Here is a 24612-nt window from a genome sequence, read left to right on the forward strand (position 1 = left end):
CGAAGCCCCACCGCACCAAGGAGACCCGATGACCGCCGAACGGCACTGGAGCGACCCCCTCACCCCCACCGAGATCGTCGAGGTCACCGCGCTCGTGCGCGCGGACGAGCGCATCGGGTCGGAGCCGCGCTTCTGGGGTATCGCCGTCGAGGAGGGCCTGGCCCGCAGCCTCGCCCCCGGCCAGGGGCGCCCGGTGCGCCTGGTGGTCATGAACCCCGCGGCCCACGCCGCGTGGGAGGTCACGGCCTGGACCTCCGGCACGGACCGGCAGGCCTCGCTCGGGTCATGGAGCCCCGTGGATGCCAAGCGCCCCGGCGTCTCGAGCGACGAGGCGCGCGCGATCGCCCGCGCGGCCCGCGAGCACCCGCTGCTGAAGGAGGCGCTCGCCAAGCGCGGCATCACCGACACGACGCACGTGTGGGTGGACCCGGAGTCCATCACCGGCTTCGAGCCGGAGGACCTCATGGACCGCCGCCTGTCGTGGGGCACGGTCTGGTACCGCGAGAGCGCGGACGACAACGGGTACGCGCGTCCGGTGGCCGGCCTCGTGCCGATCCTCGACCTCGAGACGCTCGACATCATCCGGATCGAGGACCACGGCGTCATCCCGATGGCGAGCGAGGGCGGCAACTACCGCTCGGGCACGTGGGGTCCGGACCGCACCGTCGCCCCGCTGGAGATCACCCAGCCCGAGGGCCCCGGCTTCACCGTCGAGGGCCACAAGGTCACGTGGCAGAACTGGTCGTTCCGCATCGGCTTCACGCACCGCGAGGGTCTCGTGCTGCACGACATCGCCTACCGCGACGGCGACGTCGACCGTCCGGTCCTCCGCCGCGCGGCCGTGAACGAGATGTACGTCCCGTACCTCGACTCCGACCCCACGGCCTACCGCAAGAACTTCTTCGACTGGGGCGAGTACGGGGCCGGCCCCCTCACGGCATCCCTCGAACTCGGATGCGACTGCCTCGGCGAGATCCACTACTTCGACGCGCACGTGCTCGACGGCCTCGGCGAGGCCCAGACGATCACGAACGGCGTGTGCCTGCACGAGGAGGACTCCTCGATCCTGTGGAAGCACGTCAACACGCGCACCGGCGAGGCGGACGTCCGCCGTTCGCGGCGCCTCGTGATCTCGTTCTTCGCCACCGTCGCCAACTACGACTACGGCTTCTACTGGTCGCTGTACCAGGACGGCTCGATCGAGCTGGAGATCAAGCTCACCGGCATCCTGTCGGTCTCGGGGATCGACGACGGCAAGATGCCGCCGTTCGGCCGCATGGTGAGCCCCAACGTCCAGGCGCCCACGCACCAGCACTACTTCGCCGTCCGCATGGACACCGCGATCGACGGGCCGAAGAACCGCCTGGTGGAGGTGCACGCCGAGGTCGAGGAGGACGAGGAGCTCAACCCCTGGGGTAACGCCGTCAAGATGGTGTCGGAGGTCATCGCGTCCGAGAAGGATGCCGGGCGCATGGCGGATGCCTCCCGCGCGGTGCACTGGCGGGTCGAGAACACCGAGCGCACCAACCGCTTCGGCGAGAACACCGCCTACCGCCTCTCGGCGATGCACACCACGCGCCTGTTCGCCCGGCCCGGGAGCGTCGTCGCGCGCAAGGCGCCGTTCGTTTCGAAGCACCTGTGGGCCACGGCGTACGACCCGGCGGAGCGCTTCATCACGGGCGACTACCCGAACCAGGCGCCGCTCGAGGCCGAGGGCATCACCGCATGGCAGCAGGCGGACCGCCCGCTCGACGGGGCGGAGCTCGTGCTCTGGCCGATCGTTGGCGTGCACCACTACCCCAAGCCCGAAGAGTGGCCGATCATGCCGGTGCACCGCATCGGTCTGCGGTTCGAGCCCGACGGCTTCTTCACCCGCAACCCCTCGCTCGACCTGCCGCCGTCCTCGAGCGGCGACCACTGCCACGCGCCCACCCCGGGAGCGGGCGGTGCGGTGGCCGAGGGGCACGCGTTCCACGGCCACGACGCGGGCGGTCACGACCACTCCGCACACGGGCACGACCACCACGGGCACCACGGGCACTGATGGGGGAGGTGCTGCACGCCGGGGCGTTGGTGGCGACGGCGGCGGGCGCGTGCTGCGTCGCCGCCGACCGCCCCGCGTCACGCGTGCGTGAGCTCCTGATCGCCGCGGTGATGCTCCTCGCGATGGGCGACATGGTCGTCGGCGGCGGGCGGGTGCCGGCCGTGTTCTGGGCGGCGGCGCTCCTCGTCGCGGCGTTGATCTCGGTGGCTCCGGGGCCGGCGCGGCGGGGTGCCGGGCGGCGGATGCGGGCGTTCGACGCCCTGGGCGCCGTGCTCATGGCGGCGCTCTTGCTGGCCGCGCACGTTCCGGCATCCCCCGGTTCGTCCCATCACGGGGCGGGTGCGTTGCCGCTCGTGCTGCTCACCCTCGTCGGAGTGGCGGCGTATGCCGTGGGCGGTGTGGTGCTGTTCGCGACGACGCATCGCGAGCGTCCGCTCATCGTGCGGCTGCCGCCGCTGGCGATGGGCGCGTCGGCGGTGCTGATGGCGGTGCCGCTCGTGGTTCGCTGAGGAGCACCGCGCGAGGGTCGGTCGCCGGGGTGAAACTCGCTCGTTGCGGCTACCCAGCGAACTTACTGAGACTGACGTGACACTAGCTGTCACGCTAGTCTCAGTAAGGGAGGTGGATTCGATGGTCAACGACGTCGACGCGCTGCGTGCAATCGAGCGCGCGCCGCTCCGGACGGTGCGCCCTCAGGACCTGGAGCCGGACCTCGGCCATGCGCGCCGCACCATCGCTCGACTCGTCGACCGCGGGGCGCTGGTCCGCCTTGCGCAGGGCGTGTACACAGCGCCTCCGGAGGGCCGTGACGGCCGACGGTGGCGCCCGACGCTGGAGGCGGCCGGCCTGGCGCTGGCGACGGCACGCTTCGGCAACCGCAATGCCATCCTCATGGGGCTCGGTGCCGCGCGTCATTGGGCAGCGATTCCGCGCGCTATCGGTGTGACGACCGTTGCCATCCCGGAGGCGGGACGACCTCCCGTGACCCTGGACATCGGGGGCGTGGTCCACCTCGTCCCGCGCGATATCGATCGGCTCGACGCCGTACTCGAACAGAACGAGCTCGGACGTGCTCTGGTGGCCACGCCGGCGCAGACGCTGTACGACCTCCTGATGAAGCCGGGTCAGGGAGGCATGCCCGATGAGGCCCTGGCCGCGGCGCGAAACCTGCGCGGGCGGGTCAGACGGGAGGATCTGCGGCGTGTGGTCGACACGTTCGGTCGCGCGAACGCTGCCGTGCGCCGGGCCCTCGATGAGATGGAAGTGTGAGGGCAGTGATGGCGCAAAGCCGCGACGGTGGAAGGCCGAGAACTCGCGCGACCCGGGCCACCCCGGGCGTCCTCGACGAGCACGAGCGCGCCAGGGTCGAGGCACAATTCGGTGTTGCTGCGGAGCAGGTCGTCCGCGATCACGTGATCTCACATGCCCTCGCCGCGATCGCCACGGTGCCCACGGACGATCTCGTGTTCTTCGGGGGCACCGCGCTCGCGCGCACACATCTGACAGGTCTCCGTCTCTCGGAAGACATCGACCTCATCGCATCCGGGTCCCGTGCGGAGATCGGCGACAGAATCGAGGCGGCCCTCGCGAGCGGGCTGGGGCGCGCGTTCGGAACGCCGACGTTCACCCCGCGCATCCGCGACACCATTCACTCCGAGTCCTCAGTGATGGAGGCCCGCGGTGTCCGCATTCGTCTCCAACTCCTCTCGGCGCAGGGATATCCCGCGTGGCCGACGGAAGTCCGACAGATCGAGCAGCGATACAGTGACGCACCACCCGCACGCTTACGTGTGCTGACGGCTGCGGCGTTCGCCGCCGCGAAACTAGCGGCCTGGAGCGACCGTGGAGCGCCGCGCGACCTCTACGACCTGTGGGCGTTGGCGGGTGTCGGCAAGATCGACCGCGAGGCCGTCGAGATGTTCGGAAAGCTCGGGCCGTACACGAGCGCGTCAAAGGTGTCCTTCGCCCGGCTGCCGACAGACTCAGAGTGGACTGCCGCGCTCGGTCACCAGTGCGTCCCGCAGGTGGGGCCGGAGGAAGCGGCTCGCGTTGTGCGCGCGGCTCTCACCCCGTTCCTCTGACGGAAGGCGGCCCCGGCCTCAGCCCGTGAACACCGTGGACGAGCGCCGCTCGTACCACCGCGCCAGCTGCTCGCCGGCCTTCAGCACGTGCTCGCGCATCTCGCGGCGCGCAGCCTCGGCATCCCCGCGCTCGATCGCCTCGATGATGCGCACGTGCTCCTGGAAGTTCTCCTCGCGGTGGCGGTCGTCGCCCACCAGTAGCTGAGCCGACACGTTGCGCGGGAAGGTCTCGTTGATCTCCTCGATCGCGCGCGCGAGGCGGGCGTTCGCCGACACCTCCGCGATGGTGTTGTGGAACACGTCGTTCTCGCGCCGGCTGGCGAGCGCGGAGTCCGCTTCGCCGCGCTCGCGCGCGAGTGAGCGGTCGTACATGTCCTGGTTCGCCTCGCGCAGCCGGGCCACGTCGCCCCGCGAGATGCGCTCGACGGCGCGTGCGGCGGCGAGCGCCTCCAGTTCGGCGCGGACCTCGTAGGCCTCGCGCACCTCCCACGGTGCCGGAACGCGGACGACGGCGCCGCGATTGGGGAGGACCTCGATCAGTCCGCCGGTCTGCAGCTGGCGCAGCGCCTCACGCACCGGGGTGCGGCTCACGCCGAAGTCATTCGCGAGCTCGGCCTGACGCAGTTGGGCACCGATGGGGATGTCTCCCGACATGATCCGATCTCGGATCTTGGCAGCGATCTCGTCGACGAGGGCGTGCCCTCCCGTCGCCGAGATATCGGTGTCCCCCCGTGCGGCCATGGTGCCCCTCTTCGTCGGTCGTGGTCGCGCTCCCGCGACTTGCGAACCTAGCAGACGGGACGGCCGATCCCACGCAATTCACGCGACTCTGGCTCCCAGGTGAAGGGTTCTGGATCCAATCTGTATCTGTTAGGATCCAAACATGACGACGCGAGAGGATGCCGCCGAGCTCCGGGCCCGCGTGCGCTCCTTGACGCTCGAGACTCCCGACGTGATGTCGGTGGAGCTCGAGGGCGTTGACGGGCCGCTGCCCGCGTGGACGCCGGGCGCCCATGTCGACCTCGAGATCCCCGGAGCCCCCGTCCGCCAGTACTCCCTGTGCGGCGATCCCGGGTCCGGTCGCTACCGGATCGCGGTGCTGCACGAAGAGCAGAGCCGGGGTGGCTCGCGGGCCGTGCACGAGCGGCTGCGCCCGGGCGACGCGGTCTCGCTGCGCGGACCGCGCACCCACTTCGGCCTCGAACCCGCGGACGAGTACCTGTTCGTCGCAGGCGGGATCGGGATCACCCCGGTGCTGCCCATGGTGCGCGCCGCCGCGGCGGCAGAGGTGCCCTGGCGGGTGCTGTACCTCGGCGCTTCGCGCACCCGCATGGCGTTCCTCGACGACCTCGCCACGATCCCCGGCGGCACGATCGACGTCATCGCGCGCGACGAGGGTGTCCGTGCCGACCTCGCGGCCGAGCTGGCCGCGCACCCGAACGCCGCCGTGTACGCCTGCGGTCCGGCGCGCATGCTCGAAGAGATCACGCAGCTGGTGCCCGAGGCATCCGGTCGTCTGCACCGGGAGTACTTCACCGCCCCGGTGGTGGAGTACGCCCCCGGCGGCCCGTTCTCGGTGCGTCTCGCCCTCACCGGCGTCGAACTCACCGTCGAGCCCGAGCAGTCGGTGCTCGACGTGATGCGCAGTGCCGGCGTCGACGTTCTCTCCGACTGCGAAGAGGGGATCTGCGGCAGCTGCGAGACGGGCGTCCTCGAGGGCGAGGTCGAGCACCGGGACTTCGTTCTCACCACCCAGGAGCGCGCCGCGAACGACTGCATGATGGTGTGCGTCTCGCGGTCGGCGTGCCCCCTCCTCGTCCTCCAGGCCTGAGGGCCTGTCCCACACATCCGATACCGACCACGAAGGGCGACGGCGATGCTGAAGCAGGAAGACAACGACAAGATCACCCGGTCGGGACCGGGAACCCCGCTCGGCAACCTCCTGCGTTCGTACTGGCAGCCGGCCGCCCTCGTGTCCGAGATGCCCGGCGAGCGGCCCGTGAAGGCCGTGCGCATCATGAGCGAAGACCTCGTGCTGTTCAAGAAGCGCGAGGGCTGGGGCCTGATCAGCCGGTACTGCGCCCACCGCGGCGTCGACCTGTCCTACGGCCGTCTCGAGGAAGACGGCATCCGGTGCCTCTACCACGGCTGGCTCTACGACGGTCAGGGTCGCTGTGTCGAGCAGCCGGCCGAGCCCGAGCACAGTCAGTTCCTCGGCAAGATCCGCATCGCGAACTACCCGTGCGTCGAGAAGAACGGCATCATCTTCACCTACATGGGCGCGGGCGACCCGCCGCCCTTCCCGCACTACGACTGCTTCGTCGCGCCCGACGAGTACACGTTCGCGTTCAAGGGCATGTGGGACTGCAACTGGCTGCAGGGGCTCGAGGGCGGCATCGACCCGAGTCACGTCTCGTTCCTGCACCGCTTCATGCAGGAGGACCCGCGCGAGATGTACGGGCAGCAGTTCGCCGAGGAGGTCGAGGGCACCGGCAAGAAGCTCTCGATGCTCGTGGGCGAGAGCTACCGTCCCGACATCGAGGTCGAGAGTGCCGACCACGGCCTCCGCGTCTTCGCGCTGCGCCAGCTCACCGAGGACATCAAGCACGTGCGGGTGACGAACCTGCTGTTCCCCAACGCCTTCGTCGTGCCGTTCGGCAACACCAAGGTGTTCACGCAGTGGCACGTCCCGATCGACGACGAGCACCACTACTGGTACATGATCTGGTACGACTTCGCCGAGGTCACCGACAAGGACACGCTGCTGCAGCAGCGCCTCGAGGGCGTCACGCTGCCGGACTACCGCCCCGTCCGCAACCGCGACAACAACTGGGGCTTCGACCCCCAGGAGCAGAAGGAGCTCACGTACACCGGCATGGGGCTGGACATCAACGTCCACGACCAGTGGGCGGTGGAGAGCATGGGCTCGATCCAGGACCGGACCGTCGAGCGACTCGGGGTCTCCGATCGCGCCGTGACCGCCAACCGGCGCCTTCTGCTCCGCGCCATCGACTCCTTCGCCGCGGGCGGCCAGACGCCGTCGCACCCCGTGAGCGAAGAGGATGCCGCCCGGCTCACGGGCCCTCTCGCGATGGACACGATCGCCGCCAACGACGCGTGGCAGGAGCGCTGGGTCCAGCGCGAGCAGGAGCGCCGCGAGAGCTCCCCGTGGGCGTCCCCGCAGGCAGCCGCCGAGGAGACCGTCGATGCGTGAACGCAACGTCGATGAGCGCCCGGTGTCCGAGAGCGGCGGCGGAATCTCGGCGCGACCGATGCTGGCGGCCGACCGCGAGGGCTTCGTGCACCGGCACGGCCTGTGGAGCGAGGCGCAGTACGCCGCCGCCGGTCAGATGCGTCGTGTGATCGACGAGCTCGGCATCGACATGGTCCGCTTCTCGTTCGTCGATCAGCACGGGATCCTCCGCGGCAAGACGATCGCGCGCGGCGGGATCACCGCGGCGATGCGCTCCGGCGTCACGGCGCCGAGCTCGCTGCTGCTCAAGGACACCTCGGGTCAGTCCGTGTTCTCGGTGTTCAGCGCCGAGACGGGCGTGGGCGTCGCGGGGTTCAGCGGCGCCGGCGACATCGTGCTCGTGCCCGACCCGACGACCTTCCGGGTGCTGCCGTGGGCGCCCGGGACGGCGTGGATCCTGTGCGACTTGCGCTTCCCCGACGGATCGCCCGTGCCCTTCTGCACGCGCACGATCCTCCGCAACGAGCTGACGACGCTCGCCTCACGCGGGTACGACATGACCGTGGGCGCGGAGCTGGAGTTCCACGTCTTCCGGACCGAGGATGCCGCTCTCGCCGCGGAGCACCTGGGGGCGCCCGGCCGTCCGGGTGCCGCGTCGATGACGGCGCCCACCACCCGCGGATCGCAGCTGCTGCTCGAGGAGGGGCTCGACCGCATGCAGCCGCTCGTGGACGCGCTGTACCGCGGGCTCACGCTGCTCGACCTCCCGCTGCGCTCGATCGAGCTGGAGTTCGGCCCCAGCCAGTTCGAGATCACGATGGAGGCCGGCTCGGCCGCCGAGATCGCGGATGCCATCGTGTTGTGCCGCACCGCCGTCCGCCGGATCGCCGCGGGCCTGGGGTATCACGCCACCTTCATGGCGCGCCCGCAGGGGGCCGAGGGGGCCTCGACCGGCTGGCACCTGCACCAGTCCCTCACCGAACGGGAGACCGGACGCGGCGCGTTCGTGCCCGACGCGCCCGGCACGACGCTGTCGCTGCTGGGCTCCGCGTACCTCGGGGGAGTGCTCGCGCACGCCGCGGCGGCCGCCGCCTTCACCACGCCCACCGTGAACGGGTACAAGCGGTACCAGCCGAACTCGCTGGCGCCGGACCGCATCGCGTGGGGGATCGATAACAAGGGCGCCATGGTGCGCGCCGTCGGTGGCGTCGGCGACCCCGCGACGCGCCTGGAGAACCGGTCGGGCGAGCCCGCGGCCAACCCGTATCTCTACATCGCGTCGCAGGTCATCAGCGGCGTCGACGGCATCGACCGCGGTCTCATCCCGCCGGCGCCGACCACCGACCCCTACCGCACCGAGGCGCCGTCGCTGCCGGCATCCCTCGGCGAGGCCGTCGACGCGCTCGAGGCCGACACGGTCTTCCGGGCGGCCCTCGGTGATGTCGTCGTCGATTGGTACGCGACCATCAAGAGGGCGGAGTTCGCCCGCTACCTTCGCCATGTCTCCGACTGGGAGCAGCGCGAGTACTTCGAGATCTTCTGAGGACGACCATGAGCCTTCGCACCACCGTCACGGCCCTGCCCGAGTACGAACCGTTCCTCCTCGGGGGAGAGTGGATGCCGCGCGGCGAGCGCGCCGCGCGCGCGGTCATCGACCCCGCCACCGGCGAAGTGCTCACCACCGTGGCCGACGCCACGGCCGAGGACGTCGACGCCGCCGTCTCGGTCGCCGTCCAGGCGCACGCCGACCGCCGCTGGCGCGGGCTCGCGCCGCTGGAGCGGGCGCGCATCCTGAACCGGGTCGCCGACCTCATCGAGGAGCAGCTCGAAGCGCTCGCGATCCTCGAGACGCGTGACAACGGCAAGCCCATCGAACGCTCGCGTGCCGACACCGCGATGGCCGCACGCACGTTCCGTCACTACGCCGGGGCGCCCTCGCGTCTCGGCGGCACGGTCGTCCCGGTCGACGGCGGTGCGCACCACGTCTACACGCTGCAGGAACCGGTCGGACCCGTCGCGATCATCCTGCCGTGGAACTTCCCGATCATGACCGCGGCGTTCAAGCTCGCCCCGGCGCTCGCCGCCGGGTGCCCCGTGGTCGCCAAGCCGGCGGAGGACACCCCTCTCACGCTGCTGCGGCTCGGCGGCATCCTTCTCGAGGCCGGCGTTCCCGCCGGGGTGGTGAGCATCCTCACCGGCGACGGGTCGGTCGGGGCGGCCCTCACCGCCCACCCCGGTATCGCGAAGATCACGTTCACCGGCTCGACCGAGGTGGGGCGCCTGGTCGCCCACGCCGCGGCCGACGACTTCACCCGTGTGACGCTCGAGCTCGGCGGCAAGAGCCCCAACATCGTCTTCGAGGACGCCGACCTGGATGCCGCCGTCCTCACCGCGATGCGCGCCTCGTTCGGTCACTCCGGGCAGATGTGCACCGCGGGGAGCCGGCTGCTGGTGCAGCGCTCGATCCTGGCGGAGATGACCGAGCGGATGACCGCCGCCGTGGCCCGCGTCCCCGTCGGCGACGGACTCGACGGCGGCATCACGGTCGGACCGCTCGTGTCGGAGGAGCAGCGCGAGCGCGTGCTCGGCTACATCCGCACCGGCGTCGACGAGGGCGCCACCCTGCTCGCCGGTGGCGGTGTGCGCGAGCCCGGGTTCTACGTCGAGCCCACCCTGTTCACCGACGTCCGCAACGACATGCGCATCGCCCGCGAGGAGATCTTCGGCCCCGTGGTCGGCATCATCCCCTTCGACGACGAGGCGGATGCCGTCCGCATCGCCAACGACAGCGCGTACGGTCTGGCCGCGGGCGTCTGGACCCGCGATCTCGGCCGTGCCCACCGGATGGCGGCGGCGCTGAATGCCGGGACCGTCTGGATCAACACGTACAACCTGTTCGACCCCGCGCTCTCGTTCGGCGGCACGGGGGACTCGGGCCTCGGCCGCGACCTCGGCGAGGAGGGCCTGCGCGGCTTCCTCGAGAGCAAGAGCGTCGTGATCGCGATCCCTGAGGCCTGAGCATGGATGCCGTCCTGTACCGCGCGGACCGCGTGGTGACGATGACCACCGACCACCCCGACGCCGACGCGTTCGTGGTGGCCGGCTGTCGCGTCCGCGACGTCGGACGGGTCGGCGACGTGCGGGAGCGCTGGGCGGGGCGGGCGCGCGAGGAGGAGCTGCACGGCGTCGTCACCCCGGGGCTCATCGACGCCCACATGCACATGCAGCGCGCGGGTCTGAAGGCCCTGGACTACCTGCAGCCGGACGACGACGTCGACCGCTTCATCGTGGCCATGCGCGACAGCTTCGACGACGACGGGCCCGAGCACCCGCCGTTCGACGACCGGATCCGGGCCCTGGAGCGCGTGCAGCCGCTCCTGCACGCGCTCGGCATCACCACCGTCGTCGATCCCGCGGTCACTCCCGACGAGATGCGCGGGTACCAGGTGGCGCGGCAGCGCGGACTCCTCTCGATGCGTACCGTCGCGATGCCGTTCCTCGAGCTCACGACCGGGGAGGCCGACGAGATCGACGCCCTGATCGCCCGACTCGCCGGGATCGGCGCGGCGACCGGGTTCGGCGACGACGTCTTGTCGCTCGGCGGCATCAAGGTCTACCTGGACGGTGAGGCGCTGAAGGGTCAGGCGTGGCTGGAGCGTCCCTGGGACGGTTCGGGCTACACCGGGCTCCAGCGCATCCCCGAAGACCAGTACCGGCGCCTCGTCGCCTGGTGCGGCACGCACGGCTGGGGCGTCGGCACGCACGCGGTCGGGTCTGCGGCGGTGGCGCTGGCGGTGGATGCCGCGAGTGCCGCGGGCGACGCGGTTCCGGATCTCCGGTTCCAGGTCATCCACGGCTACCTCGAGACCCCCGCGGAGGCGATGGTGCAGGCCGCGCGCGCCGGGGTGATCGCCTCGGTGCAGCCCTCGATCATCTGGCACAACGGGGCGGGCCTGCGCGCGGCCCTGGGCGAGCGGGCGGAGCGCGCCAACCCCCTCCGCAGCTGGCTGGACAGCGGGGCCACCGTCGCGTTCGGCTCCGACGGCCCCTTCTTCGCCTTCGACCCCCGGCACCTCATGTGGCAGGCCGTCACGCGGCACATCGCGGGCGACGATCGCCCGCTCGACCCTGCCGAGGCACTGACGCTCGACGAGGCCTTCGCCGCCTACACGACCGGCGCGGCCCGGGCGGCCTACGCCGAGGCCGACCGCGGCGTGATCGCCCCCGGCGCGTGCGCCGACTGGGTGCTGTGGCCCACTGACCCCACGGCCGCCCCCATCGACGAGCTGCGCAGACTTCCCGTGCTGCGCACCGACGTCGCCGGGCGCACCGTCTACCGAAAGGACCCCCGCGCATGACAGAGACCCCTCTCCACCGCTGGAGCGCCACGGACCTCGCGACGGGGATCGCCGAGGGAGAGATCTCGGCGGTCGAAGTGATGCGGGCGCACCTCGACCGCATCGCCGAAGTGGAGTCCGATGTGGCGGCCTTCGTGTCGCTCGTCTCCGAGCAGGAGGCGATCGACATGGCGGTCGAAGCCGATCGCGCCGTCTCGCGCGGTGATCGGCTGGGACCGCTGCACGGACTCCCGACCGGGGTGAAGGACCTCATCGACGTCGCGGGTCTGCCCACCTCGCACGGTTCCGCCGCGTATCGCGACGCCGGTCCCGCGACGCACGACAGCCTGCTGGCGACCAATCTCCGTCGCGCGGGTGCCCTGATCATCGGGAAGACGAACACCCCCGAGGCGGGCCTGGGGACCTTGACCTTCAACCCCGTGCGCGGGGTGTGCCGCAACCCCTGGGACCTGAGCCGGCACGCCGGCGGGTCGAGCGGGGGCGCCGGCGCGGCGCTCGCGGCGGGCATGCTGCCGATCGCCGACGGATCCGACAGCGGGGGCAGCATCCGCTACCCCGCCTCGCTCTGCAACATCGTCGGTCTGCGCCCCACCCCCGGCACCGTGCCGAGCGCGCGCACCGGGAACGGCTGGGATCCCCACGGGGTCCTGGGGCCGATGGCCCGCGACTCGCGGGACGCCGCGCGGCTGCTGTCCGGGATCACGGGGCGTGACGATCTCGCGCCGCTGTCGTGGGTCGAGGACGCGGAGTCCTTCCTGAACCTCCCTGTCCGGGATCCCCGCTCGATCCGGCTGGGCTGGAGCGAGGACGTCGGCGGTCTGCCGATCGCTCCCGAGGTGCGCGCCGTCCTGCGTGCGGCGCGTCAGGTGCTCGAAGCGGCGGGAGTGGAGGTCGTGGACGTCGCGCCCGACCTCGACGGCGCCGACGAGTCCTGGCAGGCCATCGAGATGTTCAATTTCGGCGCCGACGGCAAGGCCCGTTTCGACGAGGGCAGGTCGGGCTTCCGCGACGACTACCTGCGCAACGTCGCCGAGGGTCGCGCGCTCACCGCCGACGCGTACGCGGCGGCGCTGGCGCATCGCACGGTGCTGTTCCGGCGCACGGCCGCGGCGTTGCAGGGACTCGACGGCATCATCTACCCCGCGACTCCGGTGGCGGCGCCGCCGGCGGAGGTCGAATGGGTGGCCGAGGTCGACGGCACGACGTTCGAGCGCTACTTCCTCTGGCAGCGCGCGGCGTGCCGTCTCACCGTCACGGGCCACCCGGTGCTCGCGACGCCCGCGGGCTTCACCGACGCGGGCCTGCCGGTGGGGATGCAGATCGTCGGTGCGTCGCGCGGCGACCTGGCCCTCCTCGCGGTCGGCGCGGCCCTCGAAGACGTTCTCGGTCACGTCGGCGCGGTGCCGACGGCGCTCCCGCTCTGACGGTCTCTGGGCGTTCTCTCGGGGGCCGACGCCGCCGCGACCGATGATCGAAACAGCCCGGCAACACGCGCGCGCGACCATGACGGGGTGCCACCGCTCCACCGCCCTCGATCCACGGGGATCTGGTCGCGGTGCGGGCGGTGGGGGTCAGCCCCGATCGAGCAGGGTGGCCGGCTCCGTGATCAGCATCCGGTCGATGCGCGCAGCCGGCACTCCCGCCCGCTCCAGGACGGGCACGATGCGGCGGACGACGTGGCCGTACCCCATGCCGCCGTGGCGGGCGAGCTGGCCCTTGGTCCACACCGAGGCCGACATCGTGATGCGGGCATCGGGGCGGTCTTCGCACAGGTCGAGCAGGAAGGCGAGGCGCTCGCCGTCGGTGGCATCCCGCGCACCGTCCGCGAAGTAGTTCTCGCTTCCGAACGCGAACTCCACGACGGCGCCGGTGTCGACGATGTCGCGCACGTACGCGGCATCCAGAACCTTGTCGATGTTGCAGAACAGGATGCGGCGGGGGTCCAGGCCCTCGTCGGCCAACAGTGCCGCGACCTCCGGCCCGCGCCGGGCGGCGGCATCCAGGCGGATCGAGACGGCGCAACGCGCCTCGACGGCGGCGGAAGCGGCCGCGCGCAGCGCTCGCTCCTCGGGGAGGGTGATCTCGGCACTGGTGCCCATGAGCCCGAGCAGGCCGGCCGGGAAGTCGGCGCCGGGGACCGCCCGGGAGAGCGCCTCCGCGAACACCGCGCGCATCGCGTCGTCGGTCTGCGCCTTCCACTCCGCGGGGAGCGTCTTGTCGATGTAGCTGCCGTAGGCGGCCACGATGTGGACGCCGGCGCGTCGGGAGATCTCCGGCAGGCGCGACGGATCGGGCCCCATCCCCACCGACGTCGCCTCGACGACCGCCCGCAGCCCGTCGCCGTGGGCGAGGGCGAGTTCCTCGACGGCGACGTCGGCGGAATCCAGGTGGAGGTTGTCGGGCAGCGCCAGCCAGTTCCACCGCAGGTCGCCGAGCGTCTCCGCGCGAACCTCCCCGTCCCACCACGTGCCCTCACGGGTGGGGCGACGCAGATGCCGGGAGTCGGCGAGCACGTGCTCGTTGGTGGAGGTCCGCCCCAGCTGGGACGGCTCGATCGGCCCGAGAACGGTCTGGATCATGACAATGGCCCCCGGGGTTTCATTTTGGATCCGATCTAGTGTCAAATGGATCCTATCAATGAGTCCCGAGCCGAGGAGGGCGATCGATGCAGATCATCGACGCGTACAACACCACGCAGAACGTCCGCGGACGTTCGGACTACCTCTCGGGAGCGCGCCCCGGCGAGGAGCCGCCCGCACACGTTCCCTTCGACCCGCGCCGCATCATCGACCGCATGGATGCCGCCGGCGTCGACATGGCGATGGTGTGCTCGCTGGCGCAGCGGATCGAGAACGACTTCATCATCGGGCTGCAGGACGCGCACCCCGACCGATTCATCGGGTTCGGACAGGTCATGCCGCAGGCCGACGACGCGATCGACGAGATCACCCGGCTCGCCGAAGCGGGCATCCGCGGACTGAAGCTCCACCCGAGCATGCACGGGTACCACGTGGCCGACCACGGGCTCCTCGACCCGGTCTTCCGGGAGTGCGCCCGGCACGGGATGACGGTGATCATCAACGCGCTGGATGACGCGTTCTGCGCGCCGTTCGCGATCGAGGAGATCGTCAAGGATCACCCGGACGTGCCGACGATCATCGCCCACATGGGGGCCGTATGGAACGTCCCCGAGGCGATCATCGTCGCCGAGCGTCGCGAGAACGTGTACCTCGAGACCTCCGCGACGCTCATGGCGGACGTCAAGCGCGCCTACGCCCGCCTCGGCGCCGCGAAGATCCTCATGGGCACCGAGTGGCCCGGCTCCGACTTCGACCTCGAGCGGCTCAAGATCGCCAAGGTCGTGACCGACCCCGCCGACCGGGCGCTCGTGGAGGGCGGCAACTTCGCCCGACTCCTCGGACTGGATGCCGGATGACCGCCGCCTCCGCCCGGCCGCTCCTCGACGGCATCCCGGAGGGTATGGATGAGCCGGATGCCGCTCTGCTCGGGCGGGCTCTCGACCTGTTGCGTCGCCGGTATGTCGTGGGGCGCCACGAGGTCGCCAGCGCCTTCCGCCTCGCGGACGGGTCGGTCGTGACGGGCCTGCACGTGGAGTCCAGCGCCGGGCGGGCGTCGATCTGCGCGGAGTCCGCCGCGGTGAGCGCCGCGGCCGCCTCCGGAGAGGCGGTGCGCTCCATCGTGTCGGTGCTGCGCCGCCCCGCGGGGACGGAGCACCTCATCGAGCCGTGCGGCGTGTGTGCCGAGCTGCTGACGGAGCACGCCCCGGACGCGCGGGTGTGGGTGTCCTCGAACGGGGAGCACGTCGCCGTCGAGGTGGGGGAGCTGCTGCCCTTCGCCCACGTCCGTTCCGGACGGGTCGGAGGGGCGGCATGACCGCGGTGTGGGAGGGCGTGGAGCGTCCCGTGCTCGTGGTCGTCGACATCCAGGGCGGCGCCGGGACCGAGCCGACCGCGGGAATCCCCGTCATGGACGGAAGGGCGGAGCGGGCTCCGCGCGTCCGGGATCTCATCGCCGCGTGCCGTGAGAACGGTGTGCCGGTGGTCTTCATCCAGGAGGTCCACAAGCCGAGCCTGGTGGACATCGGGCGCGAGCTCGACGGTGCCGAGGGAGTCCACTGCATCGAGGGAGACCCCGGGACCGAGCTCGCCGCGTGGCTGGAGCCGCGCCCGGAGGAGTTCGTCATCCGGAAGCGTCGGTACTCGGCGTTCTTCGCCACGGAGCTCGAGCTCGTCCTGAAGTCCTACCGGGCGGACACGGTTCTGCTGGTGGGAGGGCTCACCGACGTCTGCATCCACTACACCGCCGTCGACGCCCATCAGCACGATTACCGCGTGCGGGTGCTGACGGACTGCGTCGCCGGCTCCAGCAGGCGTGCGCACGACGCCGCGCTGGAGGCGATCGCCTACCTCCAGCGGGACTCCCTCATCACCGCGGCCGACGTCGCGGAGGGGCTGTTCTCGCGTTCGTGACGATCCGTAACATATCTGAAACAATATTGGATGCGTAATTAAACATTTTGGATCCAAAATGGAACTGCCCGCCACCGTGGCGACGCGCCCCGAATGCTGTACCCGAACACCTGGGAGAACCCATCATGACGAGAACACGGACGCTCGCCGGCATCGCCTTGGCGGCCGCTGCGGCTCTGACCGTCACCGGTTGCGCCGCCTCCACCGCCCCCGATGCGGGTGGTGGAGCCGTCGCCGACACCATCAACACCGAACTCTGGTACGCCCCGGCGACCTTCGACCCGGCAAAGGCGACGGCGACGTCGGACCTGTACACCGCGCGTCTCGGATTCGACACGCTGCTGCGACAGGGTGACTCCGAGCCGCTCATCGGTGGACTCGCCACGGAGTGGACGGCCAACTCCGCGTCGGATTACACCTTCACCATCCGCGAGGGAGCGACGTGCGCGGACGGCACGGCGATCACGCCCAGCGTCGTGGCGGCATCCTTCGAGTACCTCGTCGGCCTCGACGACAGCGGCGCGAAGACGTGGAAGGCGCAGGCCTTCGGGCCCGGAACCCCCACCTTCGCCGCAGACGACGCCGCGGGAACCGTCGAGATCTCGCTCACCGCGCCCTACTCTCAGATGCTCAGCGGTCTGACCCGCCCCGGCACCGGGATCATCTGCCCCGCGGGTCTCGCCGACCCCGAGGGCCTCGCGGCCGGAACGGTCGCCGGCGCCTTCTCCGGCCCGTACACCCTCACCGAAACCGTCGCGGGAAAGAGCGCGAAGTACACCCTCCGCGACGACTACAACGCGTGGCCGGCGTGGACGACCGTGCAGGGCACGCCCGCGAAGACGCTCAACCTGACGGTCCAGGCCGACCTCAACACCAGCGCCAACCTGCTGGAGTCCGGCGGTGTGGACGTCGCCCGCTTCTACGACTCGAACTTCACCCGTTTCGAGGGCAAGCCCGGCTACAGCGCGGTCACGTTCTCGAGCTCGGCCTACAACCTCGTGTTCAACGAGGACCCGAACTCCGGCTCGATCTTCGCCGGTGACAAGGCGCTGCGGACCGCGGTGACCCAGGCGATCGACCCCAACGCCTTCAACCAGGCCAGCCTCGACGGGCTGGGCGAGCCGCAGTTCACGGTCAACAGCGCCAACTACTCGTGCGCTCTCAACGAGCCCTCGCTGCTGTCGTCGTACGACCCGGCAGCGGCCGCACCCGTGCTCGCGGGCAAGACGATCCGCCTGCTGATCATGTCCAACTGGAACCCGGCCGCGGACTACCTCGCTGAGTCGCTGCGCGCCGCGGGCGCGACGGTCCAGGTGAGCGCGCCCGACCCGGCCGACTGGTCGAAGCAGATGCGTACGCAGCCCGAGACGTGGGACCTCGCTGTCGCCGCCGAGAACGCCGAGGCCGGACTCATCCACCTCTCCATCGCGCGCTACCTCGGACCGACCTACGCCAACGGCGGCACCAACGTCGCGTACACCGACAACCCCGAGGGCGTGGCCGCCTACGCAGCGGGCATGGCCGCGACGGACCAGGCCGCACAGTGCGCGGGCTTCGAAGAGGCGCAGCGCACCATCCTCGAGCGGGTCGACATGATGCCCCTCATCACCGACACCCACCGCTACGTCGCTCGCGACGGCTTCGCCACCCACGTGCTGTCCGGGTACTGGGACCCGACGGCCATGCGCATCACGGGCTGACCCCCACCCGTCGCCCGGACCGGATCACGAGAGAAGAGGACGCGATGTCATCGCAGATCGCCGATACTCCTGCGACCTCCGGTCCGGGCGACGGCGCCACCGAGGAGTCGCCCCGCGCGGCCGGTCTCGGTGGCGCCTGGCGCGCCTTCCTGATCCGACGCGGCATCGGGCTGGTGATCAACCTCGCCCTCCTGGTGGTGGTGACCTTCCTCATCGTCCAGCTGATCCCCGGAGACCCCGCGACCGCGATCGCCGGCGAGAACGCCACGCTCGCCCAGGTCGAACTGGTGCGTCAGCAGCTCGGCCTGAACGAGCCGCTGCCGGTCCAGTTGTGGAACTACGTCGTCGCCGTCGCCCAGGGGGATTTCGGCGACTCGTTCAAGTACCGCATCCCGGCGATGGACGTCGTGATGGCGGCGGCGCCGAACACTCTGGCGCTGACGATCCCCGCCGTGATCCTGCTGCTGGTGCTCGGTCTCGCCCTCGGCATGACCATCGGCGTCCTCACTCGCAACGGGCGCCGCCGCGCGCTCGACCTCGGGTTCAACGGCGTGACCGCACTCATCTCCTCCATCCCCACCTACGTCCAGGCGACGGCCTTCGTGGTCATCTTCGCCGTCATCCTGCGTGTGCTTCCCCCGGCCTACTCGCCCGCGTACAGCCTCGGCACCGCCGCGATCCTCCCGATCGCCTCGCTGACGCTGGGCGGACTGTGCTCGGTCGCGCGGATCGTGCGGCGAGAGACCGCGGTCATCCTCGAGCAGGACTACATGCGCTCCGCGCGCGGGTGGCGCCTCCCCGCCCTGACGATCTACGCGCGGCACATGCTGCCCAACCTCCTCACGACGGCCCTGACCCTGTCGGGCATCATCCTCACCGCTCTGCTCGGGTCCGCGCTCATCACCGAGGCGGTGTTCGCCTGGCCGGGGTTCGGCAGCGTGATCGTGCAGGCGATCGCGGTCGACAAGGACTATCCCGTCATCCGTGCCGCCGTCTTCGTCATCGGGGTGATCTCGCTCGTGACGACGCTGATCATCGACATCGTGCTGGGCGTCATCGACCCGCGAACCCTGGGAGAGCAGCGTGGCTGACACCCTTCCCCCGGCCCTCCTGGCCGACATCCCCGCCAAGCCGCGCGCCTTCCGGTGGAACGTGCCGCTGGTCGTCGGTGTCGGGCTGCTCGCGCTCGTCGCCCTGGTCGCGATCTTCGCGCCGCTGCTGTTCGGCACGGCGGCGACGCAGCTGGGCGGCTCACCGAACCTCCCCTCCACGCCCGACCACCCGCTGGGAACCGACACCCTCGGCCGCGACATGCTCGCCCGCACCCTCGTCGCGACCCAGCCGACGGTGTTCATGGCCGTGTCCGCGACGGCGCTGTCGGCGATCGTCGGCATCGCCCTCGGGGTGGCGACCTGGCTCGCCCCGCGTCGTCTCCGCGAGCTGAGCCTGCGGGGCATCGAGTTCGCGATCAGCTATCCCACGATGCTCGTGGCCATCATCATCGCCGCCGTCCTCGGGCAGGGCGTCGTGCAGTTGGTGATCGCGATCGCGATCGCCAACATGGCCGGATTCGCACGCCTGACCGCGAACCTCGCCGCCAAGATCGCCTCGAGCGAGTACGTCCAGACGGCGCGCCTGCTCGGTGTCCCGGCGCATCGGCTCGCCCTCCGCCACATCCTCCCCAACATGGCCGAACCGACCCTCATCCTCATCGCCGGGGCCTTCTCCGGGTCGCTGGTCGAGATCTCGGGTCTGTCCTTCATCGGGCTGGGGCCGCAGTCGCCGGCCTTCGACTGGGGGCGTCTGCTCAGCGAGGGGCTCAGCAAGATCGTGGTCAACCCGATCGTGATCGTCGGTCCGGCCGTCGCGCTGACGATCACCTCGCTCGCGGCGCTGCTGGTCGGTGACGGCCTGGCGGCCGCGGCCAACCCGCGGTCGAACACCGACCGTGCGCGTCTGCTGAAGGTCCCGGGAGCGCCGTCGATCGCCCGCGATCCGCGCGACCTGGTGGTCGTGGACGGGCTCGACGTGCAGCACGCCGGGAGTGGGCGGGCCCTCGTCTCGGACGTGTCCTTCACGATCCGCCGCGGCGAGATCCTCGGCATCGTGGGTGAGAGCGGCTCCGGCAAGTCCGTCACCGCGTCGGTCGTCGGACGTCTCCTCGGGGAAGGGCTCCACGCCCGCGCCCGCACGCTGACGCTCGACGGCACCGACCTGACGGGCCGGGTGTCCGACCGGTTCCTGGCCGAGCGCATCGGATTCGTCTACCAGGATCCCGGCACCGCGCTCAATCCGGCGTTGATCCTCGGCATCCAGCTCACCGACGTCCTGCGCGTGCGGCTGCGGCACACCCGCCGCGCCGCCATGCATCTGCTCGTGCAGCGGTTCCGGTCGGTGATGCTCACCGATCCGGAGGGCCGTTTGCGGCAGTACCCCCATCAGCTGTCCGGCGGTATGAAGCAGCGCGCGATGATCGCTTCCGCGATGAGCACCGAACCGGCGCTGCTGATCGCCGACGAGCCGACCACGGCGCTCGACGTCACCGTCCAGCGAGAGGTCCTCACCCTGATCAAGCGGATGAACGCCGAGTCCGGCACCTCCATGCTGTTCATCTCGCACGACCTCAGCGTCGTGCGGGCCCTGTGCGACCGGGTGCTGGTGATGAAGGACGGCCGCATCGTCGAGCGGATCGACGAGGTGCGCGGAATGACGGAGGACTCCGTCACCCACCCCTACACGAAGCGACTGCTGGCCGCCTCTCCCGTGGTGGAGGTCGGCGTCGGATCCGTCGGTCAGGAGGACGGGCGATGAACGCAGCGATGGTCGTCGTGGAGGACCTCCGGGTCCGATACGGCGCGGTCACGGTCCTGGACGGAGTGTCGCTCGAGGTGCCCCGCGGGCGCACCGTGGGCGTCGTCGGTGAATCCGGGTCGGGCAAGTCCACCCTGGCGAAGGTGCTCGTCGGCGTCGCGTCCCCCAGCCACGGACGCGTCGATGTCGACGGCACCGACCTCTCGCGCGTGCACGGTCGACGGGCGACGTACGCCCACCGGCGGCGCGTGCAGATGATCCCGCAGGATCCGTACTCCTCGCTCTCGCCGCGACGCACGATCGGGCAGACCCTGGCCGAGGCGCTCGACCCGCGGCGGGGTCGTGTCGCGCGTTTCGAGGATCGGATCGCCCACGAGCTCACGCGCGTCGGGCTCTCCGGCGACATGATGCACCGGTATCCCCACGAGTTCTCCGGCGGTCAGCGGCAGCGCGTCGCGATCGCCCGCAGCCTCATCATCGATCCCGCCTTCGTGATCGCGGACGAGATCACTTCGGCCCTGGACGTGTCCGTCCAGGCGCAGATCCTCGACCTGCTCGCCGAGATCAAGGCCGAGCAGGACCTGTCGATGATGTTCATCTCGCACAACCTCGCCGTCGTGCAGCGGGTCAGCGACGTCGTCGCGGTGATGCACCGCGGCCGCATCGTCGAGAGCGGGCCGGTGGAGCAGGTCTACGCCGACCCCCAGCACTGGTACACGCGCCGCCTGCTGGAAGCCGACCCCGGTTCGCCCGGATTCCGGCTCGACGTATGAGTGCACGACTGCCCGAGGTTCCGGCGGCGTCGGGCGACGTGCGCCTGACGGGCGCCACAGTCATCGACGGCACCGGCGCGGAGCCGCTCGACGACGTCGAGATCGGCATCCGCGGGGATCGCATCGTGTACGTCGGTCCGCGCCGCGGCGGTGACGTCCCGGGCCGCGAGATCGACCTGCGGGGTCGATGGGTGCTGCCCGGTTTCGTCGACGCGCACGTGCATCTCGTGATGAGTACGAGCGCGGATGCCGAGACGCAGCGGCTCTGGTTCCCCGAGGAAGCCGTCGTCGCGGCGATCGGCAACCTGCGGTCGACGCTCGAGGCGGGGGTCACGACCGCGCGCGACCTGAGCGGGCTGACGCCCGGATACCGTTCGGCGATCGCCTCCGGAGCCCTCGTCGGTCCGCGTCTGCACCTTGCGATCTCGATGCTCTCGCCGACCGGCGGGCACGCGGACCCCGTGAACGCGAACGGATCGCTGCCCGCGTGGGCCGAGCGCGGGCTGGCGTCGGGGTGCGCGGTCGTCGACACCCTCGACGAGGTCGTCCGCACCGTCCGTGCTCTCGTGCGCACGGGCGCCGACGTGATCAAGGTCTGCACCTCCGGCGGGGTCCATTCCCCGCACGATTCGCCGAGCGACACGGGGCTCCCACGCGAGCACGTCGCCGCGATCGTGGCCGAGATGGCCGGTCGCGCCGGTCAACCCGTGACCGCGCACGCCCAGACCGATGCGGCCGTGCGCGCGGCGGTCGAGGGCGGGGTGGCCAGCATCGAGCACGGCTACGACCTCAGCGACGAGACGATCGCGCTGATGCGCGATCGCGGTGTCGTGCTGGTGCCGACGCTCAGCACTCTCCTGCGGACGCCGCCCGGCCCGGCGGACCCGGTGCGCCAGGCCCGCCAAGAGCGCGGCCTCGCGTCGATCTCCGCGGCGGTCGCCGCGGGCGTCCCGATCGCCCTGGGAACGGATGCCGGGATCCACGAGCAGGGCCGCAATCTCACCGAGCTCGCGCACCTGGTGCGCGTCGGTCTGACCCCGGTGGCCGCCGTGCACGCCGGCACTCTCGCGGGCGCCCGTCTCCTCCGCCTCGACGGCGACCTGGGATCCGTGGAGGCGGGCAAGCTCGCCGATCTCGTGATCGCCGACGTCGACCCGCTCCGCGACATCGCGGCGCTGGCGGATCCGCAGCGCGTGCGCGCCGTGGTCCAGAGCGGACGGTTCGTGAAGGATCTCGACGCCCTGTCCCGCTGAGGCGTCGAGACCTCGTCACTCCGCGAGGGACGACCGTGCCGCGTCGATGATCGCGACGACGGCTTCGGGGGCGGCGTACGGGATGGCGTGGCTGGTCGCGACCGTCCGGATGCGTGCGCCCGCGCGAGCGGCCATGTGCTTCTGGCCCTCGAGGTGGATGTGCTTGTCATCCTCGGCGATCAGGTACCAGGACGGACGGGTGCGCCAGGCGGCGGGGCCGCTGCGCTCGGTGAAGATGGCGTCGGCCGAGGTCCGTCGATCGTGGATGCGCCGCTCCCACACGTCCAAGGGAACATCCCAGGCCAGCGCCTGCCTTGCGGCGGGCGAATCGTCCGGGATCCAGCTGCCGTCTTCGCCGCGCGAGAACCACTTGCCGACCTCGGCCTCTGGGTACTGCCCGACCAGTTCCTGGACGTTCTCGCCCTCGTCGGGAACCCACGCCGCGATGTAGACGAGGCCGCGCACGCGCGGGTGCGTGCCCGCGCCGGTGATGATGGAGCCCCCGTACGAGTGGCCGACGAGCAGCACCGGCCCGTCGATGTCGTCGATGATCCGCGTGATGGTCGCGACATCGTCACGGAGGGACTGCGAGGGGGTGTCCGACACGGTGACCGGGATGCCGGCTGCCTCCAGCAGCGGAACGACCGAGGACCAGGACTGGGCGCTGCCGCCCGAGCCGTGAACGAGAACGACGTGCATGAGGACTCCGGAGATTCAGGTGAGGGGGCGGGCTTCGAAGCTCAGCCAGAGCTCGAAGCTGTTGCGGCGCGTGAGGCTGGTCGCGCCGATGCTCGCTCGGCCCACGGCACCGATCTCGGGGCCGAAGACGTCGAGGAAGAGATCGGTGGCGCCGTTGGACACCTCGTTGAGCCGGTCGAAGTCCGGTGCGCACAGAACGAAGCACAGCGCGCGCGAGAGTCCGGCGACGGCGTCGAGCGATCCCACCGCGAGCCGGATCAGGCCGAGGCTGTTGATCGCGGTCTGGCGGGCGGCATCCTGTGCCTCGGCGAGCGACACCTCGGTACCGACGGCTCCCGGATGAACCTGCTCGCCGTCGCGGGTCTCGGGGGTGATGCCGCTGAGCTCGACGAAGTCGCCGGTGCGGTGGAACGCCTTGAGTCCCGCTCCGTAGCGCCCGCCGTACGGGGGGTTCGTGTAGTCCGGAATCCGCAGGCCCAGCTCGGCCGCGCGCTGCTCCGCCGACATCGAGAACGATGCCGTCATGCGCCGGGGAGCGTCAGGAGCACCGTCGGCGCCGGTGCCGCTTCGCGCCCCTCGAAGGGGATGGGCTGGCAGACCAGGTAGTAGTCTCCCGGCTCGGCCGCGGCGAGGTTCGCGTTCTCGAGGATGACGACGCCGGCGTTGCACAGGATCACGTGCGTCGGCCACTCGACGGTGTGATCGGGCGCCTCCATGGTCATGTAGTCGTTCGCCGCGAACACCACACCGTTGTCGACGAGCCACTGCGCGCCCGACGGGCCGAGACCGACCCACGTCTCGCTCTTCTCGGTGCGGGTGAGGGCGTCGGTGGAGTTGCGGGTCTTGAAGAGCACGCGCTTCGCGCCCTCCGCGCCGGCCGCGATGAGATCGTCGGCGGTGATCTCCTTCTCGACGTGCCGGAGGTCGAGGACGCGCGCCTCCCCGATGGTGTGGTCGATCGGGAGCGAGTCGACGGTCGTCCCGCCCTTGACGAAGTGGCTCGGCGCATCGACGTGCGTGCCGGTGTGGGCGCCGATGAGCCACCGCGAGACCTCGCTGGGGCTGGTGTCGGAGATCTCCTCCACCATCTCGTACGTCGGGCGGCGACCCCAGTGCAGCATCTCGGGGTGGACGGGGATGCTCAGATCGATGATGCGTGGCATGGGTCGCGGTCTTTCAGAGGGGGAGGGGCGAAGAGCGGGGACAGGAG

Annotated in this window: 23 protein-coding genes; 18 read left to right on the plus strand and 5 right to left on the minus strand. The window is 70.9% G+C overall.

Annotation, left to right across the window (positions count from 1 at the left end; all coding sequences use genetic code 11):
* Positions 1-28: 28 nt before the first annotated feature.
* The 4 genes from LQV45_RS03445 to LQV45_RS03460 all read left to right on the plus strand — a co-directional run bounded on the left by LQV45_RS03445 (position 29) and on the right by LQV45_RS03460 (position 4125).
* Positions 29-2044 carry a primary-amine oxidase gene (locus LQV45_RS03445; protein ID WP_230005757.1) on the plus strand — a complete coding sequence of 672 codons (2016 nt, stop codon included), beginning with the start codon at positions 29-31 and terminating at the stop codon, positions 2042-2044.
* Positions 2044-2553: a hypothetical protein gene (locus LQV45_RS03450; RefSeq protein WP_230005758.1), complete on the plus strand. Its 510-nt coding sequence runs from the start codon at positions 2044-2046 to the stop codon at positions 2551-2553. The genes LQV45_RS03445 and LQV45_RS03450 overlap by 1 nt, the downstream gene beginning before the upstream one ends.
* Before the next feature lie 121 nt (positions 2554-2674).
* Positions 2675-3313, plus strand: a complete 639-nt coding sequence (locus LQV45_RS03455) for a type IV toxin-antitoxin system AbiEi family antitoxin domain-containing protein (protein ID WP_230005759.1) — start codon at positions 2675-2677, stop codon at positions 3311-3313.
* Positions 3310-4125 carry a nucleotidyl transferase AbiEii/AbiGii toxin family protein gene (locus tag LQV45_RS03460; protein WP_230005760.1) on the plus strand — a complete coding sequence of 272 codons (816 nt, stop codon included), beginning with the start codon at positions 3310-3312 and terminating at the stop codon, positions 4123-4125. Before LQV45_RS03455 ends, LQV45_RS03460 begins: the two co-directional genes overlap by 4 nt.
* An 18-nt stretch (positions 4126-4143) precedes the next feature.
* On the opposite strand, the gene LQV45_RS03465 is transcribed toward LQV45_RS03460, so the two are convergent.
* A complete protein-coding gene (locus LQV45_RS03465; protein WP_230005761.1) occupies positions 4144-4866 on the minus strand; it encodes a GntR family transcriptional regulator in 723 nt (240 codons plus the stop codon).
* A gap of 142 nt (positions 4867-5008) precedes the next feature.
* Between LQV45_RS03465 and LQV45_RS03470 the strand changes: the two genes are divergently transcribed.
* Genes LQV45_RS03470 through LQV45_RS03495 form a run of 6 tightly spaced genes read left to right on the plus strand, consistent with a single transcriptional unit; the run spans position 5009 to position 13100 of the window.
* Entirely contained in the window at positions 5009-5956 is a 948-nt protein-coding gene (locus tag LQV45_RS03470; RefSeq protein ID WP_230005762.1) for a PDR/VanB family oxidoreductase, read from the plus strand.
* Positions 5957-6001: 45 nt separating this feature from the next.
* A complete protein-coding gene (locus LQV45_RS03475; RefSeq protein WP_230005763.1) occupies positions 6002-7339 on the plus strand; it encodes a Rieske 2Fe-2S domain-containing protein in 1338 nt (445 codons plus the stop codon).
* On the plus strand, positions 7332-8861 hold the full coding sequence (locus LQV45_RS03480) for a glutamine synthetase family protein (protein WP_138174544.1): 1530 nt from the start codon (positions 7332-7334) through the stop codon (positions 8859-8861). The genes LQV45_RS03475 and LQV45_RS03480 overlap by 8 nt, the downstream gene beginning before the upstream one ends.
* 8 nt (positions 8862-8869) lie before the next feature.
* On the plus strand, positions 8870-10336 hold the full coding sequence (locus LQV45_RS03485) for an aldehyde dehydrogenase (protein WP_230005764.1): 1467 nt from the start codon (positions 8870-8872) through the stop codon (positions 10334-10336).
* Between the two features lie 2 nt (positions 10337-10338).
* Entirely contained in the window at positions 10339-11676 is a 1338-nt protein-coding gene (locus LQV45_RS03490) for an amidohydrolase (protein WP_230005765.1), read from the plus strand.
* On the plus strand, positions 11673-13100 hold the full coding sequence (locus LQV45_RS03495) for an amidase (RefSeq protein ID WP_230005766.1): 1428 nt from the start codon (positions 11673-11675) through the stop codon (positions 13098-13100). Before LQV45_RS03490 ends, LQV45_RS03495 begins: the two co-directional genes overlap by 4 nt.
* Before the next feature lie 147 nt (positions 13101-13247).
* Here the strand turns inward: LQV45_RS03495 and LQV45_RS03500 are convergent, their stop codons facing one another.
* Complete coding sequence (locus LQV45_RS03500) at positions 13248-14255, minus strand: hypothetical protein (RefSeq protein ID WP_230005767.1); 1008 nt, start codon at positions 14253-14255, stop codon at positions 13248-13250.
* An 86-nt stretch (positions 14256-14341) separates the two neighbouring features.
* On the opposite strand from LQV45_RS03500, the gene LQV45_RS03505 reads away from it, so the two are divergent.
* The 8 genes from LQV45_RS03505 (at position 14342) to LQV45_RS03540 (ending at position 22703) form a co-directional block, all read left to right on the plus strand.
* Positions 14342-15112: an amidohydrolase family protein gene (locus tag LQV45_RS03505; RefSeq protein WP_138174534.1), complete on the plus strand. Its 771-nt coding sequence runs from the start codon at positions 14342-14344 to the stop codon at positions 15110-15112.
* Entirely contained in the window at positions 15109-15570 is a 462-nt protein-coding gene (locus tag LQV45_RS03510) for a hypothetical protein (protein WP_230005768.1), read from the plus strand. Before LQV45_RS03505 ends, LQV45_RS03510 begins: the two co-directional genes overlap by 4 nt.
* Positions 15567-16166: a cysteine hydrolase family protein gene (locus LQV45_RS03515; RefSeq protein ID WP_230005769.1), complete on the plus strand. Its 600-nt coding sequence runs from the start codon at positions 15567-15569 to the stop codon at positions 16164-16166. Before LQV45_RS03510 ends, LQV45_RS03515 begins: the two co-directional genes overlap by 4 nt.
* A 125-nt stretch (positions 16167-16291) precedes the next feature.
* On the plus strand, positions 16292-17866 hold the full coding sequence (locus LQV45_RS03520) for an ABC transporter substrate-binding protein (RefSeq protein ID WP_230005770.1): 1575 nt from the start codon (positions 16292-16294) through the stop codon (positions 17864-17866).
* 44 nt (positions 17867-17910) lie between these two features.
* Positions 17911-18957 carry an ABC transporter permease gene (locus LQV45_RS03525; protein WP_230005771.1) on the plus strand — a complete coding sequence of 349 codons (1047 nt, stop codon included), beginning with the start codon at positions 17911-17913 and terminating at the stop codon, positions 18955-18957.
* On the plus strand, positions 18950-20677 hold the full coding sequence (locus tag LQV45_RS03530; protein WP_230005772.1) for a dipeptide/oligopeptide/nickel ABC transporter permease/ATP-binding protein: 1728 nt from the start codon (positions 18950-18952) through the stop codon (positions 20675-20677). The genes LQV45_RS03525 and LQV45_RS03530 overlap by 8 nt, the downstream gene beginning before the upstream one ends.
* Positions 20674-21450, plus strand: coding sequence for an ABC transporter ATP-binding protein (locus LQV45_RS03535; protein WP_138174522.1), 777 nt, complete (start codon positions 20674-20676; stop codon positions 21448-21450). The genes LQV45_RS03530 and LQV45_RS03535 overlap by 4 nt, the downstream gene beginning before the upstream one ends.
* On the plus strand, positions 21447-22703 hold the full coding sequence (locus tag LQV45_RS03540; RefSeq protein ID WP_230005773.1) for an amidohydrolase family protein: 1257 nt from the start codon (positions 21447-21449) through the stop codon (positions 22701-22703). The genes LQV45_RS03535 and LQV45_RS03540 overlap by 4 nt, the downstream gene beginning before the upstream one ends.
* A gap of 15 nt (positions 22704-22718) precedes the next feature.
* Here LQV45_RS03540 and LQV45_RS03545 read toward each other — a convergent pair whose 3' ends face one another.
* From LQV45_RS03545 to LQV45_RS03555, 3 genes are read right to left on the minus strand one after another with little or no spacing between them, the layout of a single operon-like run.
* Positions 22719-23402, minus strand: coding sequence for an alpha/beta fold hydrolase (locus LQV45_RS03545; protein ID WP_230005774.1), 684 nt, complete (start codon positions 23400-23402; stop codon positions 22719-22721).
* Between the two features lie 15 nt (positions 23403-23417).
* Positions 23418-23927 carry a RidA family protein gene (locus tag LQV45_RS03550; protein ID WP_230005775.1) on the minus strand — a complete coding sequence of 170 codons (510 nt, stop codon included), beginning with the start codon at positions 23925-23927 and terminating at the stop codon, positions 23418-23420.
* Positions 23924-24565 carry a cyclase family protein gene (locus tag LQV45_RS03555; protein WP_138174515.1) on the minus strand — a complete coding sequence of 214 codons (642 nt, stop codon included), beginning with the start codon at positions 24563-24565 and terminating at the stop codon, positions 23924-23926. Before LQV45_RS03555 ends, LQV45_RS03550 begins: the two co-directional genes overlap by 4 nt.
* Between the last annotated feature and the right edge of the window lie 47 nt (positions 24566-24612).

It is taken from the genome of Microbacterium sp. Bi128 (assembly GCF_918698205.1).

Bases quoted from the DNA above. Each gene is read 5' to 3' on its own strand.
- LQV45_RS03550 (WP_230005775.1), bottom strand. From the start codon at position 23,927: ATGACGGCATCGTTCTCGATGTCGGCGGAGCAGCGCGCGGCCGAGCTG.
- LQV45_RS03465 (WP_230005761.1), bottom strand. From the start codon at position 4,866: ATGGCCGCACGGGGGGACACCGATATCTCGGCGACGGGAGGGCACGCC.
- LQV45_RS03545 (WP_230005774.1), bottom strand. From the start codon at position 23,402: ATGCACGTCGTTCTCGTTCACGGCTCGGGCGGCAGCGCCCAGTCCTGG.
- LQV45_RS03520 (WP_230005770.1), top strand. From the start codon at position 16,292: ATGACGAGAACACGGACGCTCGCCGGCATCGCCTTGGCGGCCGCTGCG.
- LQV45_RS03480 (WP_138174544.1), top strand. From the start codon at position 7,332: ATGCGTGAACGCAACGTCGATGAGCGCCCGGTGTCCGAGAGCGGCGGC.
- LQV45_RS03505 (WP_138174534.1), top strand. From the start codon at position 14,342: ATGCAGATCATCGACGCGTACAACACCACGCAGAACGTCCGCGGACGT.
- LQV45_RS03525 (WP_230005771.1), top strand. From the start codon at position 17,911: ATGTCATCGCAGATCGCCGATACTCCTGCGACCTCCGGTCCGGGCGAC.
- LQV45_RS03495 (WP_230005766.1), top strand. From the start codon at position 11,673: ATGACAGAGACCCCTCTCCACCGCTGGAGCGCCACGGACCTCGCGACG.
- LQV45_RS03490 (WP_230005765.1), top strand. From the start codon at position 10,339: ATGGATGCCGTCCTGTACCGCGCGGACCGCGTGGTGACGATGACCACC.
- LQV45_RS03455 (WP_230005759.1), top strand. From the start codon at position 2,675: ATGGTCAACGACGTCGACGCGCTGCGTGCAATCGAGCGCGCGCCGCTC.
- LQV45_RS03535 (WP_138174522.1), top strand. From the start codon at position 20,674: ATGAACGCAGCGATGGTCGTCGTGGAGGACCTCCGGGTCCGATACGGC.
- LQV45_RS03555 (WP_138174515.1), bottom strand. From the start codon at position 24,565: ATGCCACGCATCATCGATCTGAGCATCCCCGTCCACCCCGAGATGCTG.
- LQV45_RS03540 (WP_230005773.1), top strand. From the start codon at position 21,447: ATGAGTGCACGACTGCCCGAGGTTCCGGCGGCGTCGGGCGACGTGCGC.
- LQV45_RS03445 (WP_230005757.1), top strand. From the start codon at position 29: ATGACCGCCGAACGGCACTGGAGCGACCCCCTCACCCCCACCGAGATC.
- LQV45_RS03470 (WP_230005762.1), top strand. From the start codon at position 5,009: ATGACGACGCGAGAGGATGCCGCCGAGCTCCGGGCCCGCGTGCGCTCC.
- LQV45_RS03510 (WP_230005768.1), top strand. From the start codon at position 15,109: ATGACCGCCGCCTCCGCCCGGCCGCTCCTCGACGGCATCCCGGAGGGT.
- LQV45_RS03515 (WP_230005769.1), top strand. From the start codon at position 15,567: ATGACCGCGGTGTGGGAGGGCGTGGAGCGTCCCGTGCTCGTGGTCGTC.
- LQV45_RS03450 (WP_230005758.1), top strand. From the start codon at position 2,044: ATGGGGGAGGTGCTGCACGCCGGGGCGTTGGTGGCGACGGCGGCGGGC.
- LQV45_RS03475 (WP_230005763.1), top strand. From the start codon at position 6,002: ATGCTGAAGCAGGAAGACAACGACAAGATCACCCGGTCGGGACCGGGA.
- LQV45_RS03500 (WP_230005767.1), bottom strand. From the start codon at position 14,255: ATGATCCAGACCGTTCTCGGGCCGATCGAGCCGTCCCAGCTGGGGCGG.
- LQV45_RS03485 (WP_230005764.1), top strand. From the start codon at position 8,870: ATGAGCCTTCGCACCACCGTCACGGCCCTGCCCGAGTACGAACCGTTC.